Raw genomic sequence first — 17,392 nt, 5'->3', positions numbered from 1 at the left:
CCCGGCTCGACCTCGTTCGCCACGGGCTCGGCCTTGCGGCAGGCCTCGTCGGCCAGCGGGCAGCGGGCGACCAAGGACGCGGCCGTCGCTCCTGGCGTGGACCGGCGTCGGTTCCACGCTGAGCAGGGCATTGCGTGATGCCGTCGGGTGCGCTTCTATCCCTGCCGCGCCATTTGGGGGGGCATCTTTTGTCTGCTGGGAATCAAACGTCCACCGGCCACGAAGCGAGCGAGGCCGGCTGGCTCGATCTTCATTTCGAATCGTCGCGGCCCGAATATGAGGCGGCCTTGCTCGACGCCGGTATCCGCCCGGGCTGGCGCGTGCTCGACGCCGGATGCGGCAGCGGCGGCTTCCTGCCGCTCATCGCCAGGGCTGTCGGCCCATCCGGCTTCATTGCCGCGCTCGACCTCGCGCCTGAAAACATCGGCCGGGTCGAGGCGCTCGCCGGCGCGCTGCCCGAGCCGCCGGAAATTGCCACTGAAGTCGGCAGCATCCTGTCGCTGCCCTTCGCCGACGCATCGTTCGACTGCGTCTGGTCCGGCAATGTCATGCAGTATCTGACGCCGGCCGAGTTCGAGCTTGCCGTCGGCGAGGCCAGGCGCGTGCTGAAGCCGGGCGGCACCTTCGCGGTCAAGGATTTCGATTCGACCATCCTGCAGATCCTGCCCATGGACCGGGTCCTGCTGGCGCGCTTCATGGCCGCCAGGCTGCAGGGGTTTCGCGACCGGGGCGTGCTCGGCACCGATTGCGGTTCGACGCTTCCGGCGCGTCTGCGGCAGGCGGGCCTGGAGGTGGTCAGCCGCAAGGGCTGGCTGGTCGAGCGCTGGGCGCCGGCGCCTCGCTTCACGCGTGACTATGTCCGCGACCTCTTGGCCTATTTCGCCAGCGTCGCGCCGGGTTACGCCCTGCCTGACGCGGACCAGGCCTATTGGCGGGAGCTGCAGCAGCGGCCGGATCGCCTGCTCGACGATCCCGATTTCTGCTACCGCGAGTTCTTCGTCATGGCGGTCTGCCGGATTTAGCGCACCGGTCTTGTCTCGGCGGGCAACCTCAGCCGGCGCGCTTCCAGCAGGCGATGACATGGCCCGGCTCGACCTCGCGTGGCACGGGTTCGGCGTTGCGACAGGCCTCGGCGGCCAGCGGGCAGCGGGCGGCGAAGGCGCAGCCGGCAAGGCTTGCGTCGGGGCCGGCTTCGATGGCGGATGACGCCTCGGCGATCGTCGCGGCCTGTCCCTCATTGGAAGACGCCGCCAGCAGCATTTGCGTGTAGGGGTGGTTGGGGCCGGAAAAAATCTGGTCGGAGGTGCCGGTCTCGACCAGGCGGCCGCGATAGAGCACGCCGATGCGGTCGGCCATGTAGCGCACGACGCGCAGATCATGGCTGATGAAGAGATAGGCGGTTTGCTTGCTCCTCTGCAGGTCGTTGAGCAGGTTGAGCACTGTCGCCTGCACCGAGACGTCGAGCGCCGAGGTCGGCTCGTCGAGCACCACCAGCCTCGGCAGGCCGGCGAAGGCGCGCGCGATCGCCGTGCGCTGGCGCTGGCCGCCAGACAGCGTGCCGGGTTTCTGCTCCGCCGTGGTGCGGGCCAGGCGTACCGAAGCCAGCAGGTCGCCGACGCGTTGCGGTACGGCGCGGCGCGGCAGGCCGGCCAGCCGCCGCAGCGGCCGGCCGAGGATGCGGCCGATGCGCTGGCGCGGGTTGAGCGTGCGGTCGGGCGACTGGAACACCATCTGGACGTCGCGCCGCTCGGCCGGCTGACGACGTTCGACCAGCGGCGCCACGGTCTTGCCGAGCAGTTCGACGCTGCCCGCCGTCGGCGGCTGCAGGCCGGTGACGATGCGGGCCAGCGTCGACTTGCCGGAGCCGGATTCGCCGATCAGCCCGAAGGTCTCGCCGGCGGCGATGTCGAGGTCGATGCCGTGCAGCACCGGCTGGCCGCCGAAGGCTTGTCTTATGCCGCGGCAGGAGACGGCGATCTCGCGCGGCCGGGCGGGGATGCTGTCGGTGGTCGGCGCGGGCGGGGCGAGTTCCACGGGGCTGGCATCCTCGGCCAGCCTGCCGTCGCGCTTGGTGCGGGTGAGCGTCGGGATCGCCGCGACCAGCGCCCGTGTATAGGCGTGACGCGGGTCGTCGAACACCTCCGTGGCGACACCGGTCTCGACGATTGCGCCGGCTTGCATCACCGAGACGCGGTCGCAGGAACGGCGGATGAGGTTGATGTCGTGGCTGATCAGCAGGATCGAGGTGCGGTGCTCGCGGCGCAGATCGTCGAGGATGGCGATGATCTCCGACTGGACGCTGGCGTCGAGCGCCGTGGTCGGCTCGTCCATCACCAGCAGCGCCGGGTCGAGCGCGATCGCGATGGCGATGTTGGCGCGCTGCTGCATGCCGCCCGACAATTCGTGCGGATAAAGTTTTAGCACGCGCTCGGGATTGGCGACGCGGACGCGGCCGAGCAGTTGCGCCGCGCGGCCAAGCGCGTCGTCATGATGCATCGCGCGGTGGCGCAGCAGCGTCTCCGTGATCTGGCCGCCAATGGTCATGCTCGGGTTCAGCGCCGAACCCGGATGCTGGTAGACGGCGGCGATGCGGTCGCCGCGCAGCCGGCGCAGCTCGACGGCGGAGAGGTCGCGGATCTCGCGGTTCTCGAAGGCGAGCTGCGCGGCCTCGACCCGGGCATGTTTGGGCAGGTAGCGCAGCACGGCCAGCGCCACCGAGCTCTTGCCCGAACCGGACTCGCCGACCAGCCCGAGCGCTTCGCCCTGGCCGATCTCCAGCGAAATGTCGTCGACCGCGCGATGGATGCGCCGGGCGCCCCGGTAGGAAACCGAGAGGTGCTCGACGTTTAGAACCGAAGACGACATGCCCGAAACCACTTTCTGTCCGCGCGGCGATCGGGGGCAATCGCTTCCGCTTTCACATGGAACAATCTCTATAAAGTTACTCGAATTAAGCCCGGGCGCAATCTAACTTTTACCGACTGAAGGTTTTCAGGGCACGGCCACACGCCGCCGCCCCTGAGATTTTCGCATGGACAGGGAAGGCTACCGGCATGTCGCACATGATCCTCAGCGCGTTCTTCTTCAATCCGCAGGGCGACCACCGCATGGCCTGGCGCCACCCGCGCGCGCCGGGGCGCGAAGTGCTCGATTTCGACTATTATCGCGAACTGGTGCAGGCGGCGGAGCGGGCGACGATCGACACCATCTTCGTCGCCGACCACGTGTCGATCTGGGATTCGGTCAAGAGCGGTGTCGCGCATTACGCCAATGCGCGGCTGGAGCCGCTGACGCTGCTGTCGGCGCTGGCCGGCGTGACCAAGCATATCGGCCTGATCACCACGGCGTCGAGCTCCTACAGCGAGCCCTATAATGTGGCGCGGCTGTTCGCCTCGCTCGACCATATCTCGAAGGGCAGGGCGTCGTGGAACGTCGTCACCTCGGCGATGGACGAGGAGGCGCGCAATTTCGGCCGCGACGGCAATATCGAGCACGCCTTCCGCTATGAGCGGGCCGGCGAATTCCTCGATATCGTCAAGGCGCTGTGGGACAGCTGGGAGGACGAGGCGCTCCTCATCGACAAGGCGACGGGCTATTTCGCCGATCCCGACAAGGTCCATCCGATCGACCACAAGGGCAAGCATTTCAAGGTGCGCGGGCCGCTCAACGTGTCGCGGCCGCCGCAGGGCCATCCGCTGATCGTGCAGGCCGGCTCGTCGGAGGACGGCAAGAATTTCGCCACCGCCCAGGCCGATGTGCATTTCGCCATCTTCTCCACGCGCGAAGACGGCATCAAATACCGGCAGGACATCAACGAGCGGCTGGCCCGCCATGGCAGGCGGCCGGAGAGCTTCAAGATCCTGCCCGGCATCCTGCCGATCGTCGCGGCGTCCGAGGCCGAGGGCCGCGACAAGCAGGAATACCTGCAGACGCTGCTGCCCGACCAGGTCGGCATCGACCTGTTGTCGAGCTGGAGCGGCATCGACCTGTCCGTCTACCCGCCCGACGGCCCGCTGCCGCCGCTGCCTGATGAAAGCACCTTCAATGGCGGGCGCACCTCGCTCAACCGGGTCAAGCAATGGTCGAGAGAGAATCTCAGCCTGCGCGACATCGCCCGCAAGCTCGCCAACAGCGGCTCGGTGCCGACGGTGGCCGGCACGCCCAGGCAGATCGCCGACCAGCTGGAAGACTGGTACGTCGCCGGCGCCTGCGACGGCTTCAACCTGATGTTCCCGCTGCTGCCGGAAGACTGGGTGAATTTCGCCGAACAGGTGGTGCCGGAACTGCAGCGGCGTGGCCTGGTGCCGACCGAATACGCGCCCGGCACGTTGCGCGACCGCTTCGGCCTTGCCCGCCCCGCCAACCGCTTCGCCGAGCAGCGCGCCAACGCGCGCGCCGTGTCCTGAGGAGGTAATCATGACCGCCGCGCCGAACCTCCAGCCTCGCGAAGCCAGCGCTCCGCGCCTCGTCAACGTGCTCACCAGCCCCAAGCGCGTGCGTGTGAAATTCGGTGGGCGCACCATCGCCGACAGCCGCAATGTGCTGGTGCTGCGCTCCAACCATTTCCTGCCGATCTATTTCTTCCCGCTATCCCAGGTCGATCCGTCGGTGCTGAAACCGTCGCTGCATCGCGAGCCGCATGCGGTCGGCGGCGAGACCGCCTATTGGGACATCGACAGCGGCGACAGACGCGCCGCCAACGCGGCCTGGTCGTTCACGGCGCCGCGGGACGAGAACCTGGCGCCGCTCGCCGGCCGCATCGCCTTCACCTGGAAGGCGGTCGACCAGTGGTTCGAGGAGGAGGAGGAAGTCTTCGTCCACGCCCGCGACCCCTATGCGCGCATCGACGTGCTGCACAGCTCCAGCCATGTCGAGGTCTGGTTCGATGGCGAGATCATCGCCGACAGCCACCGCCCGGTGCTGCTGTTCGAGACCCATCTGCCGACGCGTTTCTACCTGCCGGCCGAGGATATCAGGCTGGAGCGGCTGACGGCGTCCAGTTCGACGACGCGATGTCCCTACAAGGGCATCGCCTCCTACTGGTCGGGCCTGCTCGGGGATGGTTCGGTTCGCCCCGACATCGCCTGGAGTTATCGCGAGCCGATCGACGAGGTTTCCAAGATCAAGGGCCTGATCGCCTTCTATCCGCAAGCGGCCGACCGCATCCATCTCGACGGCCAGCCGGCCTGACGGCGGCTTCTTTCCAGCTTCCCATTCACGAGAGAAAACAATGACGAAACGTTCCGACATCGATCTTTTGCGCAATCAATCCCGCCGCACTGCGTCCAGTGACATCTGGAATGTCGCGGTCGACGAATACGCGCAAGGCTTCCTCAAGCGCCGCGACCTCTTGAAATACGCAGCACTGCTCGGCCTCACCGGCTTTGCCGCCTCGCAGGGGCTGTTCACATCTAGCGCACGCGCGGCGACCGCCGGCGGCACGGTGCGCGTCGGCCTTGGACAGCCGACCAAGGCGATCGATCCGGTCACCATCACCGATCCGGCCAGCATCGGCGTGATCAGCCAGGTCGGCGAGTATCTTATCCTCGACGATCCCAAGGACGGGCTGCAGCCGAAGCTTGCCCTGTCCTGGGAAGCCGACGAGACCGCCAAGCGCTGGACCTTCAAGCTGCGGCCAGGCGTGAAATTCCACGACGGCCGCACCGTGACCGCCAAGGATGTGGTGGCAAGCTTCGAACGGCTTGTCGATCCGGCCAGCGGCTCCTCGGCCTTGTCGGCCTATAAGGGCATCTTGTCCAAGGGCGGCGCCAAGGTCGTCGACGACGAGACGGTCGCCTTCGATCTCGACCAGTCGAACAGCAACTTCCCGTTCTACGTCTCCTCCGATGTCTACAATGCCGTCATCGTGCCGGCCGATTATGCCGGCGATTTCGAGAAGACTTTCAACGGCACCGGCCCGTTCAAGCTGGAAAGCTTCCGCCCCAAGCAAGGCGCCAGCTTCGTGCGCAATCCCGACTATTGGGGCGACAAGGCGCTCCCCGACCGCGTCGAGATCAAGTTCTTCGACGACGAACAGGCGCAGGTGCTGGCGCTGCAGGCCGGCCAGCTCGACGTCATCCCGAGCACCACACGGCTGGAGCTGGCGATCGAGGGCAATCCCAATTTCAAGCTGCTCAGCGTGCAGGCAAGCTCGCATGATCCGGCGCATCTGAGAACCGACCAGGCGCCGTTCACCGACAAGCGCATCCGTCGCGCGCTGGCGCTCACCATCGATCGCGAAGCCGTGGTCAAGGGCCTGCTCAAGGGCCGCGCCGTCATCGGCAACGACACGCCGTTCGCGCCGATCTTCCCCTCCGCCGATCCGTCGGTGCCGCAGCGCAAGCAGGACATCGGCGAGGCCAAGCGCCTGCTTGGCGAGGCCGGCGTGCCCAACGGGTTCGAGGTGACGCTGACCACCGAGCGCGCCTACGACATTCCCGACTACGCGGTGATCATCCAGAATTTCGCGAAGAAGGCCGGCATCGACATCAAGCTCAACGTGCTGCCGCAGGATGCCTATTACGGCTCGGCGACGTTCGGCTCCTCGCCCTGGCTGGACTCCAATCTCGGCATCACCGATTTCGGCCATCGCGGCACGCCCGACATCTTCCTCAACGCGACGCTGAAGAGTTCGGGCGCCTGGAACGCGGCGCATTTCAACAATGCGGACTATGACGCGCTGCTCATCGACTATGGCAAGGCGCGCGACCTGCAGGCGCAACGGCTCGCCGCCGGCAAGATCCAGACCCTGCTGCTTGACGAGACCCCGCTGATCATCAGCTATTTCTCGCAATACAGCCGCATCGTCAGCGCCAGGGTCGAAGGCGTGCGCTTCACCGCCATCTCGCACCTGCTGCTCGACAAAGTGTCGTTCGTTTGAGCGGCATCGCCTCGATCGCGATCGTCCAGCCCGTGGCGACGCGGGCAGGCTCGCTGCTGCTCACGCTGTGGTTGGTCAGCGCGCTGGTCTTCCTCGCCGGGCAGGTGCTGCCCGGCGATGTCGGCCGCGTCATGCTTGGTCCGTTCGCGGACGCGCAGGCGGTCGCCGAGTTGAACCGCAAGCTCGGCACCGACCAGCCGATCCTCGAACAATACTGGCACTGGTTCAGCAAGGCGATCACGGGGGATTTCGGCGACTCGCTGTCGATGCGCGCGCCGGTGGCGCCGTTCGTCCTGCAAGGCATCCGCAACTCCGCGGCACTCGCCGGAATCGTGCTTTTGTTCCTGGTGCCGATCGGCATCGGCGCCGGTGTCGCCGCCGGCCTGCGCTCGGGGAGCCTTCTCGACAGGGCGATCGTGCTGACCGGCGTCTCGCTCTCGATCGTGCCGGACTTCGTCTCCGGCCTTTTGTTGCTGATGGTCTTCGGCCTGTGGCTGGCCTGGTTTCCGATCACCGGTGCGGCGCCGGATGGGGCCGGCTTCTGGACGACCAGCTACTATCTCATCTTGCCGGCGCTGCCGCTGGTCTTGAACCTTATCGGCTATGTCGCGCGCATGACCAGGGCAGGGGTGATCGAGGCGCGTGCGGCCGACTACACCCGCACCGCGATCCTCAAGGGGCTGAGCCCCTCGCAAGTGCTGTTCAAGCATGTGCTGCGCAATGCGTTGGTGCCGACGGTGGCGGTCATCGCCACGCAGAGCGGCTTCCTGCTCGGCGGGCTGGTGGTGATCGAGGCGCTGTTCGGCATACAGGGGCTCGGCAATCTGGTGCTGAGCGCCGCCAAGGCGCGCGACTTCCCAATGCTGGAGGCCGGCGTGCTGGTGATGGCGGCGATCTTCGTGTCGACGGCCGCGATCGGCGATCTCCTGCAGGCGCTGCTCGATCCGCGCCAGCGCCGCCGGGCCACGCCATGACCGATCTGGCGCAATCACCGATGCGCGGCGGCATCAGGTTCTCCTGGGTCGGCCGGATGCGCGGCTTTTTGCTTGGCGTGGCGCCCTCGACCTTGATTGGCTCGACGGTGCTTCTGTTTTGGGTCGCCTGCGCGCTGTTCGGCGCGCTGTTCGTCCCGTTCGATCCCTATGCCGAGGATTTCCTGTCGATGATGACGGCGCCCGACGCGGTGCACTGGTTCGGCACCGACCAGCTCGGCCGCGATGTGTTCTCGCGCATCATCGTCGGCTCGCGCGACATCCTCATGGTGGCGCCGCTGGCGACGCTGGCGGGCGTTGCTTCAGGCAGTGTCATCGGTCTGGTGCTCGGCACCTTCGGCGGGCTGGTCGATGCTGTCGGCGCGCGGCTGCTCGATGCAGTCATGTCGCTGCCCTTCATCGTGCTGGTGACGATGGCGCTGGTGGCGATCGGCCCGTCCAACTTCACCGTCATCGCGGTGATCGGCCTTGCTTATGCGCCGCTGGTGGCGCGCACCGTGCGCACCGCCGCGCGCGAACAGCGCGAGCGCGACTATATCAGCGCCGCACGGCTGGCCGGCGAAGGGAGGCTGGCGATTATGTTCCTGGAAATCCTGCCCAATGTCCGGGAAACCATCCTGATCGAGCTGATCACCCGGCTCGGCTATGCCTTCTTCTCGATCGCGACGCTCTCCTTCCTCGGCCTCGGCATCCAGCCGCCATCGGCCGACTGGGGGCTGGCGATCGCCGACGGCTACGGTTTTCTCACCGGCGGCAAATGGTGGGTGGTAGTGTTCAACTCCGCCGCCATCATCTCGCTGGTGATGGCCACCAACCTGATCGCGCAAGGGATCGGCGCGTTTGAGAACAGCGACAAGTGAGTTGTAAAACCTAGGCGAGCAGGCCGTGAATGGTGGCGGCCACGGCTGCCGGTGCGTAGGGCTTGGGAAGGAACACGCCACCGCTCGGCATCGCGTCCCGGGACGGCTGCTGCTTGCCCGAGGTGATGATGATCTTGACCGGCGGCCAGCGGTCGCGCACGGCAGCCGACAGGCGCAGGCCGTCCATCGAACCCGGCATGTCGATGTCGGTGAACAGGATGGCGATGTCGGGCCGGCTCTCCAGCATGCGGATCGCCTGGTCGGCGTTGCTCGCCTCCAGCACGTCGAACCCCACCTCGCGCAGTTCATCGGCAATGGCGAACAGCAAAAAGGCTTCGTCTTCGACGACAAGGACTGTGACGGGGGGCTGACTGGTCATGGCATGCCTATCTAGTCAGTAAGGGGCCGTCGGCAACTGGGGTGCCGGCGCGTCCAGCACGCATTCGACGCCGTCGGGATGGTAGTCGATCCGGACCGCGCCACCGAAATCGGTGCCCAGCACACGCTCGATGAGGAACCGTCCGAAGCCGCGCCGGCTGGGCGGCGTCACCGGTGGTCCGCCGCTTTCGCGCCAGTGCCAGATCAGCCTGATGTCGCCTGGCCGGTCATGCGACGGCCGCAGCGACCATTCGATCGCCACTTTGCCTTCGGCTGTCGACAGGGCGCCATATTTCAGCGCGTTGGTGGCAAGCTCGTTGACGGCCAGAGCCAGCGTCAGCGCCATCTTCGGATTGATCGGCAGCGCCGGACCGGACACGGTGATCTGGGCCACCGGGAAGGCGGCGATGGTGTTGTCGACCACTTCGCGGATGGAGGCGCTGGTCCAGCGGGTCTTGTTCAGGATGTCGTGCGCGTTGGCCAGCGCGCGCAGGCGTTCGTTGAAGGTGGCGCTCGCGGTGGCGATATCGGTGTTGCGCAGGGTCTGCGAGGCGATCGCCGCCACCATCGCCAGGATGTTCTTGATGCGGTGCTCGAGTTCGTGGGTCAGCAATTCCTGTCTCGCCTGCGCCTCGCGCCGGTCGGTGACATCCTGCATGACGCCGAACATCTTGAGCGGCTTGCCGGTCTCGTCATGGACGAAGTCGATATGGCGCGACAGCCAGCGAAGCTCGCCGGTGTCGGGCCGCCGGATGCGGTACTCCACGGCGGGTGCCGCCGTGCCTTGTTCCCGCGTCCGGGGGTTGGAGCGGACGTCCTTGTCCTCCGGAATGACGATGTTTTCCAGCACCGAGATGTGCACGCTGTCACGCGGCGGCAGCCCCCAGAGCCCCCAGAAGCCTTCGGAGCCGACCACGGTCCCCGTGGCTATGTCGAGTTCGAGCGCCGCGATGCCGGCGGCATTTTGCGACAGTTGCAAGCGGCGTTCGCTTTGCAGCAGGGCCTGCGCCACCTGCTTCTGGTCGTCGATGTCGGTGTTGGTGCCGATCCAGCGCACGATGGCGCCATCCGTGTCGCGGATGGGAACGGCGCGGGCTATGAACCAGCGATAGAGGCCGTCATGCCGGCGCAGGCGGAATTCGGTCTCGTAGAATGTGCCGGCGGCCAATGCCTGCCGCCATTTCCCCTCGGCCATCCCGATGTCGTCGGGGTGGACGATCGCGGCCCAGCCATGGCTATCCAGCGCACCGGCGGCGGCGCCCGAATAATCGTGGACGCGCGGGTTGAACCAGTCGAGCAGCCCTTGTGGCGTCGCCGTCCAGACGTGGTTCGGCATGGCTTCGGCGAAGGTGCGGAACTGGGTCTCGCTCTGGCGCAGCGCCTGTTCGGCGAGCAGGCGGTCGGTGACGTCGACGCCCTGGACGAAGATGCCGAACACCTCGCCCGCGGGGTTGCGCACCGGCTGGTAGACGAGGTCGATGAAGCGGTCCTCGATCGCGGCACCGGGTGTGCGCTGCAACTCGGTCTTCAAGGCGTAGCCGATGAACGCTTCGCCGGAGGAGTACACCCGGTCGAGCAGTTCGAAGAAGCCCTGGCCCTCTATCTCGGGCAGCGCTTGACGGATCGGCAGGCCGATGATGTCGCGATGGCCGACAAGCTGCATATAGGCGGCGTTGGTCAGTTCGACGATGTGCCGCGGACCCGACAGCATGGCCATGAAACCAGGCGCCTGCTCGAACATCTGGCGCTGCCGGTCGCGCTCGCCCGCCTGCCAGCGTTCCGCCGCCACCTTCGCGGTCGTCTCGATCACTATGGCGATGACGCCGGCGGGCTCGCCGCTCTCGTCGAGCACCGGCGAATAGTCGAGGTCGAGCCACACCTGCTCGGGCTTGCCGGTGCGGTTGAGCGTCAGAACCTGCTCGCGATAGGCGAGCGTGCCGCCGCCCAGGCAGACCTTCATGATGTTGTCGTTGAAGTCGGCCACTTCGGGCCAGCCTTCGCGCACCTTGGAGCCGAGCAATTGGGGATGACGCCCGCCGGCGAATTCCGAATAGCCGTCATTGTAGATCATGATGCCGTCTTCGCCCCACAGCATGACGATCGGCACCTTTGAACGCAGGATGAGCGACACCGCCGTCTTCAGGCTCTGCGGCCAGCCCTCTATCGGGCCGATCGAGGTCGAGGCCCAGTCGAAGTCCGCGATCAGGCAGCCAAGCCGCCCGCCGCCGGAAAGAAAGGGATGACGAAGCTCGGTTATTGCGCCCGTGCTGGCTGGCATGGTGTCTCGTGGATCGATCGGCGTCATGCGAGGCCGGTGGTCGCCAACGTGTCGGCGGCCGCCCGACATTGCCAAGGATGGGCCGCCAAGGAGCCGAGGCTTCGCGCCACGGGCGCATTGCCGGGCTGTCTCGCAGTCGATGAGATCGTGATCACATGCCTGTCCCCTCGGGGCAAACCCGGGAGAGGGCCGATCGGTTCCCGATATAAGAGAATTTTCGTTGCGCGGCTACCGGCTCGCCACGCAATAGTCGGCTATTCGATCGAATTTCTTTGCCAACCGTTAATGCGGCCATGCGTCAATAAGCATTCGCTAATTATCGGCGCGCGTGGGGTACGCAATGACCAAGAATCTCGGCAACGCACGCTATGTGCCGCCCAAGGACGCAAGCATTTCCCTCTTCGGCAAGGTCGCGCCGGCGCTGTTCCCGCTCGTCGCGGCGGCGCTGGGCTACATGATCGGGCGGCAGTTCTTCGGGCTTTAGATCGAAAACGCGTCAGGCGCCGACCTCGGCTGCCGCTTCCTCGGCGGCGGCTTCGGTTCGGCGGACGCGCTCGCTGGCCAATAGCACGACCGGGCAGGCGATGGCGGCCAGTACGGCGGTCGCCGTGTCGCCGAAGAACAGCTCTTCGCCGGGTCGCTGGGTGACGCCCATCACCACCATGGCGGCGCCCTTGGCCGCTTCCCTGGCGATCGCCTTGTCGGGCGTGGCGCGTGTCCTGATCGCCGTTTCCACGGCGACGCCGTAGCGGTCGGCGAGATCGGCGACATCCTTGAGCACGGCCTCCTCGCGGCGGTGCGAGACCGAGCCTGGCCGGCCGCCCTTGCGCGCCTGCGAGACATAAAGGACTTTGACGCGCGCCCGGTGCGGCCGCGCCAGGGCGAGCGCGAAATCGGCCGCGCGCCGCGCCACCTCGGTGCCGTTGACGGGAACCAGGATGGTCGCGCCGGCGCGCAGCATCGGCATCTTGCCATCAGCCTTGGGGCCATTCAGCACCAGGCAGAGCGGGCCGTCGAAGCCGCCGGTGATGTCGTTCAACGTGGCGCTGAAAGTGCCCTTGTCGGTCAGCGCGTTGTCCAGCCCGACCAGCAGCAGGCCGTAGCCCTTGCGGGCCTCGGCGGCGATCGTCTCTGTAGTGGCTGCAAGCTCGGTGCGGGCCGTGAGGTGGACCTTGTCGACGGGCGTATCCTCGGCCTTGCTGACAGCCCGGGCACTTTTGGCCGCGCCCCTCTTGACCTGCTTGGAGGCTCGCTCGGGACCTTTGTCGCGGGCAGGGCCGGGCAGTTCGCCGCCCTCCAGGTGAAGCAGCGTGGTCGGCATGCCGCTGCCGCCGCCGACGAGACCGGCGAGATAGGCGGTGAACTTGCCGACCGGGCTGTCATCGACAAGCAGCAGCAAGCGCTCCAGCTTGGAGACGAAGCCGCGCTCGTCGAGCAGTTCGCGGTCGACGCGCTGCTTTTCGGCGTCGCCAACCGGCAGCCGGCCGAGCGCCCAGCGCAGCATTGGCGGCATGGCGAGCGTCGTGATGACGGCCATGGTGACGATCATCGTGAACAGATTGTGGGAGAGGATGTTCATCGACAGGCCGATCGAGGCAACGATGACCTCGGTCGAGCCGCGCGCGTTCATGGCGCTGCCGACGGCGGTCGACTCCTTCAGCGACATGCCGGCCAGCCTGCCGCCGAGGAAAGCGCCCGAGAATTTGCCGATGCTGGCGATCAGCACCAACGCCAGCGTCAGCAGCGCCAGCGTCGGGTCGACAAGCACGGTGAGGTCGGCGGACAGACCGGCCATGCCGAAGAACACCGGCATGAAGAGCGCGGTGATGACGCCGCGCAGTTGGCCCTCGATATGGTCTGACAGGATCGGTGATTCTCCGACCAGTATGCCGGCGACGAAGGCGCCGAGCACGGTGTGGACGCCGATCAGATTGGTGATCAGCGCCATCACGCCCATGATGATGAGGATCACGGATATGACGGCGTATTCGCTGCGGAAGGAGTCGTTGCTCCAGCGGATCAGGGTGAACACCAGGCGGCGGCCGATGGTGAAGGAGAACACCATGAACAGCGCCACTTCGGCGACCGTCAGGAACAATGGCAGCACCTGCAGGCTACCATTTGTGGCGATGCCGAAGGTGACGGCGATGACCAGCCAGCCGATCGTGTCCTCGATGATCGCCGAGGAGACGATGACCTGGCCGAGATTGCGGCGCATGAAGTTCATCTCGCGCACCACCATGGCGACGATCTTCACCGAGGAAATCGACAGCGCCGTGCCGAGGAACAGCCCGGCGACGATGCGCTCGCTCGGCTCTGGCAGAAGCGTGTCCGGCAAGACCTGCGCCAGCGCGAAACCGCAGGCAAAGGGCAGTACGACGCCGGTGATCGAGATCGAAAAACAGGCCGCGCCCACCCGCCGCACGAGGCGCAGATCCGTCTCCATGCCGGTGAGCAGGAGGAGCAGCAGAATGCCGAGCTGCGAGACGGCATCGATCATGCTTTTTTGCGCCGGGTCGGTGGAGAAGATCAGATGCTGGGCGTTGGGCCAGAGCCAGCCGAACAGCGAGGGCCCGAGCAGGATGCCGCCGATCAGCTGGCCCATGATCGCCGGCTGGCCATAGCGCTGGAAGATTTCACCGAGGCCACGGCCGACCAGAAGGAGGAGCACGATCTCGGCGACGAACAGCCCTTCGGCCGAGCCGCCCATGCCCGAGGCGTGGCCGGCCGGCTGCGCGGCCAGCGCCTGGTTTGCCGGTGCGAGTGCGAGGAAGGCCAGCGAAAGAGCGGCCGCGGTGCCGTGCGACCTTGTTGCCAGTGGGTGGATCATGGGTCCCTTCAAGACGCCGCCGCGGACTGACCATCACAACGCGCGGCTGAGGTTTGCGTTGCAGCCATCCGCCGCGAGGTGTTGGCCCAGCATCGAACTCAGACATCGAACTCAGACGTGGACGTCGCCGAAGGAGAGTTCGCCGTCGTCGCCCGGCGTCAGGAAGGCGGCTGCCACCAGGCCGGCGTAGAGGAGGGCAACCGCGGCGACGATGACGATGCCCGGAATGGGACCGAGCGCCGCGGCACTCACGGCCTCACGCAATGTGCCGGCAAAGCCGACCGGCACGCCTTGGTCGATCAGGCTCGGGGTCGACAGTTTGAGGATCCAGGCGAGCAGCAGGATCAGCATCATGTGCAGGTAGTTGCGGCGCAGACGGCGCGCCAGCGCCACGCGTTGCGAAACCAGGAATTTCGGCGTGCGCAGGCTTTCACCGACGACCAGCAGCCAGTCGGAAGCGAAGTCGGGCTGCGGCGAGAAGATCTGCGCGAAATAATGGCGCTCGAACTGGCGCACGCGGGCGCGGTATACATCGAAGAACCGGTAGCGGCGCGCCTCGATCCACAACAAAAGCAGCACCAGCAGCATGGCGAACAGCAGCACGCCGTGATGGGCGCTGGCCGTTGACAGCGACACCGACAGCATCGCCGCGACAACGGTGATCGCCCAATTGCTGGTGCGGTCGAGGCGGTCGCGCCACCCGGCCATGCGGGCGATCTCGGCGCGATGGAAATGCGACATCACGGTGACCAACTCGCCTGGCGAAAGCGGCCTGCCGACGGGTGTTGCCGGCGCATCGTTCATGAGTTCCTCCCGGCCTGATAAAACGTGACGGAAGCGATCTCGTTCCATGATGGTGGCCCGCGCCAAGGGGACGCTCTGTCGGGACTGGCGGATCGTCGCGGCCGGCGGTCATTCCGGCCCGCCGATCCAGTCGACCAGAAGTGCGACGAGCCCAAAGGCGCCGCCGATGGCGCAGACCGCCGGCCATCCTGCCCAGGCCCAGGCAATTCCGGCCAGCAGTGAACCGATGGCGCCGCCGATGAAGAAAATGCCGACGAACAGGCCGTTGAGGCGGCCGCGCGCCTCGGGCCGCAAGAGGTTGACGGCGCGGCGGCCAAGCGTCTGATCGCCAGTGACGCCGATGTCGAGCAGCACGGCGCTGACGCCCATCAGCACGAGCGGCGTCCACGACGATCCGGATTGGGAGGATCCGACCCAGGCCGTGAGCGCCAGTGCGCCCATCAGCACGAGATGGCAGAAGATTGTCGCCGGCCGGGTCCAGCCATGGTCGCCGGCGCGGCCGAACAGCGGCGTGACGACGGCGCCGCTGGCGCCGACCAGGGCGAACAGCGCAATGCCGCGCTGGCCGAGGCCGAAGGGCGGCTGCGCGAGGCGCAGGGCGACCGCCGTCCAGAACAGGCTGAACGCCGCCATCACCAGCGCCGCCGTCAGCGCGCGGCGCCGCAGCACCGGCTCGTCGCGCAACAGGCCGACCAATGAGGCAATCAGCGCGCCATAGGACGATTTCGCTTGCGGCCACCGTCGCGGCAGCGTGAAGGCCAGCACGATGGCGAGCAGCGTCAGGGCAGCGGCGCTGAGGCCGTAGAAGGCGCGCCAGCCCCAGGCGTCGGCGATGAAACTGGCCAGCGGCCGCGCCAAAAGGATGCCGATCATCAGCCCGCTCATCACATCGCCGATGACGCGCCCGGCCTCGCCGGGCGGTGCCATCGAGGCGGCGATCGGCACCAGGATCTGGATCGCCGAACAGGCGGCGCCAAGGATGAAAAGGACGATCAGCAGCGAGGCGGTCGTGGGGGCCAGCGCCGCGATGCCGGCCGCCAACGCGGCCGCGGCGAGCATGCGCAGGATCAAGGCACGGTTCTCGCCGAGATCGGCCATCGGCACCAGGAAGAACAGGCCGGCGGCATAGCCGAGCAGCGTCGCCATGGCGACAAGGCCGACGCTCGCGGCGCCAGCGCCGAGCGACGGGCCTATCAGCCCAACCAGTGTCTGCGGCGCGAACAGATTGGTGACGATGATGCCGGTGGAGGCGGCAAACAGCAGCGTCTGCGGGCCGGTGATGGTTTGAACCGGAAGCCGGCCGGCTGTTTGGCCGTCATTCGTGTCGAGCATGAAGTCCTCAATGAAGTTGCATATCGTGCAAGGACTTTATGCCAAAGCTTTATCATGCTACAATTCGATGAATTCGATAATGATTATGCGAGGTACGCATGAACATCCATGATCTCGAAGCCTTCGTCGCCGTTGTGGAAACCGGTTCCATCGTCGGCGCTTCGGCCAGGCTCAACCTCACCCAGCCGGGTGTCACGCGCCGCATCCAGAACCTCGAGGACGGGCTGTCGACGGCACTTCTCGACCGCCAGTCGAAGCCGCTCAAGCCGACGGCCTCCGGACGCGAAGCCTATGAGCACGGCCGCCGCGTGCTGCGCTCGCTCGAGGATCTGAAGGCCGGCGTCTCGCCGCAAGGCGCGGTCAAGGGCGAGTTCCGGCTGGGCATCATGCCCTATCTCTCGGATGCGGCACTTGCGCTGCCGCTCGACAGCCTGCGCGCCGCCTTTCCGCAGCTGACGCTGCGCATCACCTCCGGCTGGTCGCCAAGGCTGGTCGAGCAGGTGTCGCGCAGCGAACTCGACGCGGTGGCGGTGTGCCTTGCCGAAGGCCTGGCCCCGCCGGACGAACTGGTCTGCGACGATCTCGGCGCGCAATCGGTGCTGCTGGTGGCGTCACCCGGCCTTGGCGTGCCGAAACCGGCGAAGCTCGCCGAGCTGTCGCGTTTCGCCTGGGTGATGAACGAGAATGGCTGTGGCTTTCGCGCTTTCATCAGGCAGAGTTTCGAGGCCGCGAGGCTGCCGTTCCAGGTCGGGGTGGAGGCGCTCAGCGTCGACCTCAGAATGTCGCTGGTGGCGCGCGGCCACGGCATCGGCATCGTCACCCCGGGCGCCTTCGCCGACAGCCGCTGGCGCGACGCGGTGGAGGTGATCGACTGCCCCGACTTCAAGCCGCAAGTGCGCGCCTGGCTGCTGCACCGCCCACCGGCCGGACGTCTCAGCCGCCCGATCGTGCTGTTTCGGGATGCGCTGATCGACGGGCTGAAGGTGCCGATGCCGCTGGTGTCGTAGCCATGTTTGCTCGCGCGATCTTCGGACACGC

14 protein-coding genes are annotated in these 17,392 nt (G+C 66.7%); 8 read left to right on the top strand and 6 right to left on the bottom strand.

Annotated elements, in window-relative coordinates; all coding sequences use genetic code 11:
- The first annotated feature begins 188 nt into the window (after positions 1-188).
- Positions 189-1,022 (top strand): methyltransferase domain-containing protein, encoded by an 834-nt coding sequence (locus LB564_RS24335; protein WP_224541613.1) that lies wholly within the window; start codon positions 189-191, stop codon positions 1,020-1,022.
- 28 nt (positions 1,023-1,050) lie between these two features.
- Here the strand turns inward: LB564_RS24335 and LB564_RS24330 are convergent, their stop codons facing one another.
- Positions 1,051-2,865, bottom strand: coding sequence for an ABC transporter ATP-binding protein (locus tag LB564_RS24330; RefSeq protein WP_224541612.1), 1,815 nt, complete (start codon positions 2,863-2,865; stop codon positions 1,051-1,053).
- A 188-nt stretch (positions 2,866-3,053) separates the two neighbouring features.
- Here LB564_RS24330 and LB564_RS24325 point away from each other — a divergent pair, with 188 nt between their 5' ends.
- Genes LB564_RS24325 through LB564_RS24305 form a run of 5 tightly spaced genes read left to right on the top strand, consistent with a single transcriptional unit; the run spans position 3,054 to position 8,732 of the window.
- Entirely contained in the window at positions 3,054-4,406 is a 1,353-nt protein-coding gene (locus tag LB564_RS24325; protein WP_224541610.1) for an LLM class flavin-dependent oxidoreductase, read from the top strand.
- A 10-nt stretch (positions 4,407-4,416) separates the two neighbouring features.
- Positions 4,417-5,190 carry a DUF427 domain-containing protein gene (locus LB564_RS24320; RefSeq protein WP_224541608.1) on the top strand — a complete coding sequence of 258 codons (774 nt, stop codon included), beginning with the start codon at positions 4,417-4,419 and terminating at the stop codon, positions 5,188-5,190.
- A 40-nt stretch (positions 5,191-5,230) separates the two neighbouring features.
- Entirely contained in the window at positions 5,231-6,880 is a 1,650-nt protein-coding gene (locus LB564_RS24315) for an ABC transporter substrate-binding protein (protein ID WP_224541607.1), read from the top strand.
- Positions 6,877-7,854 carry an ABC transporter permease gene (locus LB564_RS24310; protein WP_224541605.1) on the top strand — a complete coding sequence of 326 codons (978 nt, stop codon included), beginning with the start codon at positions 6,877-6,879 and terminating at the stop codon, positions 7,852-7,854. Before LB564_RS24315 ends, LB564_RS24310 begins: the two co-directional genes overlap by 4 nt.
- Entirely contained in the window at positions 7,851-8,732 is an 882-nt protein-coding gene (locus LB564_RS24305) for an ABC transporter permease (RefSeq protein WP_224541603.1), read from the top strand. The genes LB564_RS24310 and LB564_RS24305 overlap by 4 nt, the downstream gene beginning before the upstream one ends.
- 10 nt (positions 8,733-8,742) lie before the next feature.
- On the opposite strand, the gene LB564_RS24300 is transcribed toward LB564_RS24305, so the two are convergent.
- Together LB564_RS24300 and LB564_RS24295 are read right to left on the bottom strand one after the other, a co-directional pair.
- Complete coding sequence (locus LB564_RS24300) at positions 8,743-9,111, bottom strand: response regulator (protein ID WP_224541601.1); 369 nt, start codon at positions 9,109-9,111, stop codon at positions 8,743-8,745.
- 15 nt (positions 9,112-9,126) lie between these two features.
- Complete coding sequence (locus tag LB564_RS24295; RefSeq protein WP_224541599.1) at positions 9,127-11,388, bottom strand: PAS domain S-box protein; 2,262 nt, start codon at positions 11,386-11,388, stop codon at positions 9,127-9,129.
- Between the two features lie 340 nt (positions 11,389-11,728).
- Between LB564_RS24295 and LB564_RS24290 the strand changes: the two genes are divergently transcribed.
- Positions 11,729-11,872 (top strand): hypothetical protein, encoded by a 144-nt coding sequence (locus LB564_RS24290; RefSeq protein ID WP_181173799.1) that lies wholly within the window; start codon positions 11,729-11,731, stop codon positions 11,870-11,872.
- A gap of 12 nt (positions 11,873-11,884) precedes the next feature.
- On the opposite strand, the gene LB564_RS24285 is transcribed toward LB564_RS24290, so the two are convergent.
- The 3 genes from LB564_RS24285 to LB564_RS24275 form a co-directional block, all read right to left on the bottom strand.
- Positions 11,885-14,218, bottom strand: a complete 2,334-nt coding sequence (locus LB564_RS24285) for a cation:proton antiporter (protein ID WP_411910226.1) — start codon at positions 14,216-14,218, stop codon at positions 11,885-11,887.
- A 111-nt stretch (positions 14,219-14,329) separates the two neighbouring features.
- Positions 14,330-15,022, bottom strand: a complete 693-nt coding sequence (locus LB564_RS24280; protein WP_224541596.1) for a DUF2270 domain-containing protein — start codon at positions 15,020-15,022, stop codon at positions 14,330-14,332.
- A 108-nt stretch (positions 15,023-15,130) separates the two neighbouring features.
- Entirely contained in the window at positions 15,131-16,354 is a 1,224-nt protein-coding gene (locus LB564_RS24275; protein ID WP_224541594.1) for an MFS transporter, read from the bottom strand.
- A 98-nt stretch (positions 16,355-16,452) separates the two neighbouring features.
- Here LB564_RS24275 and LB564_RS24270 point away from each other — a divergent pair, with 98 nt between their 5' ends.
- Positions 16,453-17,361, top strand: a complete 909-nt coding sequence (locus tag LB564_RS24270; RefSeq protein WP_224541593.1) for a LysR family transcriptional regulator — start codon at positions 16,453-16,455, stop codon at positions 17,359-17,361.
- Positions 17,362-17,392: the final 31 nt, after the last annotated feature.

Source organism: Mesorhizobium sp. ES1-6, assembly GCF_020164775.1.
In the GTDB taxonomy this organism is placed as follows: domain Bacteria; phylum Pseudomonadota; class Alphaproteobacteria; order Rhizobiales; family Rhizobiaceae; genus Mesorhizobium.
The sequence above is the reverse complement of the archived record's forward strand: the minus strand, read 5'-3'. Positions and strand labels throughout refer to the sequence as shown.

Bases quoted from the DNA above. Each gene is read 5' to 3' on its own strand.
- LB564_RS24330 (WP_224541612.1), bottom strand. From the start codon at position 2,865: ATGTCGTCTTCGGTTCTAAACGTCGAGCACCTCTCGGTTTCCTACCGG.
- LB564_RS24325 (WP_224541610.1), top strand. From the start codon at position 3,054: ATGTCGCACATGATCCTCAGCGCGTTCTTCTTCAATCCGCAGGGCGAC.
- LB564_RS24320 (WP_224541608.1), top strand. From the start codon at position 4,417: ATGACCGCCGCGCCGAACCTCCAGCCTCGCGAAGCCAGCGCTCCGCGC.
- LB564_RS24315 (WP_224541607.1), top strand. From the start codon at position 5,231: ATGACGAAACGTTCCGACATCGATCTTTTGCGCAATCAATCCCGCCGC.
- LB564_RS24305 (WP_224541603.1), top strand. From the start codon at position 7,851: ATGACCGATCTGGCGCAATCACCGATGCGCGGCGGCATCAGGTTCTCC.
- LB564_RS24300 (WP_224541601.1), bottom strand. From the start codon at position 9,111: ATGACCAGTCAGCCCCCCGTCACAGTCCTTGTCGTCGAAGACGAAGCC.
- LB564_RS24295 (WP_224541599.1), bottom strand. From the start codon at position 11,388: ATGCCAGCCAGCACGGGCGCAATAACCGAGCTTCGTCATCCCTTTCTT.
- LB564_RS24290 (WP_181173799.1), top strand. From the start codon at position 11,729: ATGACCAAGAATCTCGGCAACGCACGCTATGTGCCGCCCAAGGACGCA.
- LB564_RS24285 (WP_411910226.1), bottom strand. From the start codon at position 14,218: ATGATCCACCCACTGGCAACAAGGTCGCACGGCACCGCGGCCGCTCTT.
- LB564_RS24280 (WP_224541596.1), bottom strand. From the start codon at position 15,022: ATGAACGATGCGCCGGCAACACCCGTCGGCAGGCCGCTTTCGCCAGGC.
- LB564_RS24275 (WP_224541594.1), bottom strand. From the start codon at position 16,354: ATGCTCGACACGAATGACGGCCAAACAGCCGGCCGGCTTCCGGTTCAA.
- LB564_RS24270 (WP_224541593.1), top strand. From the start codon at position 16,453: ATGAACATCCATGATCTCGAAGCCTTCGTCGCCGTTGTGGAAACCGGT.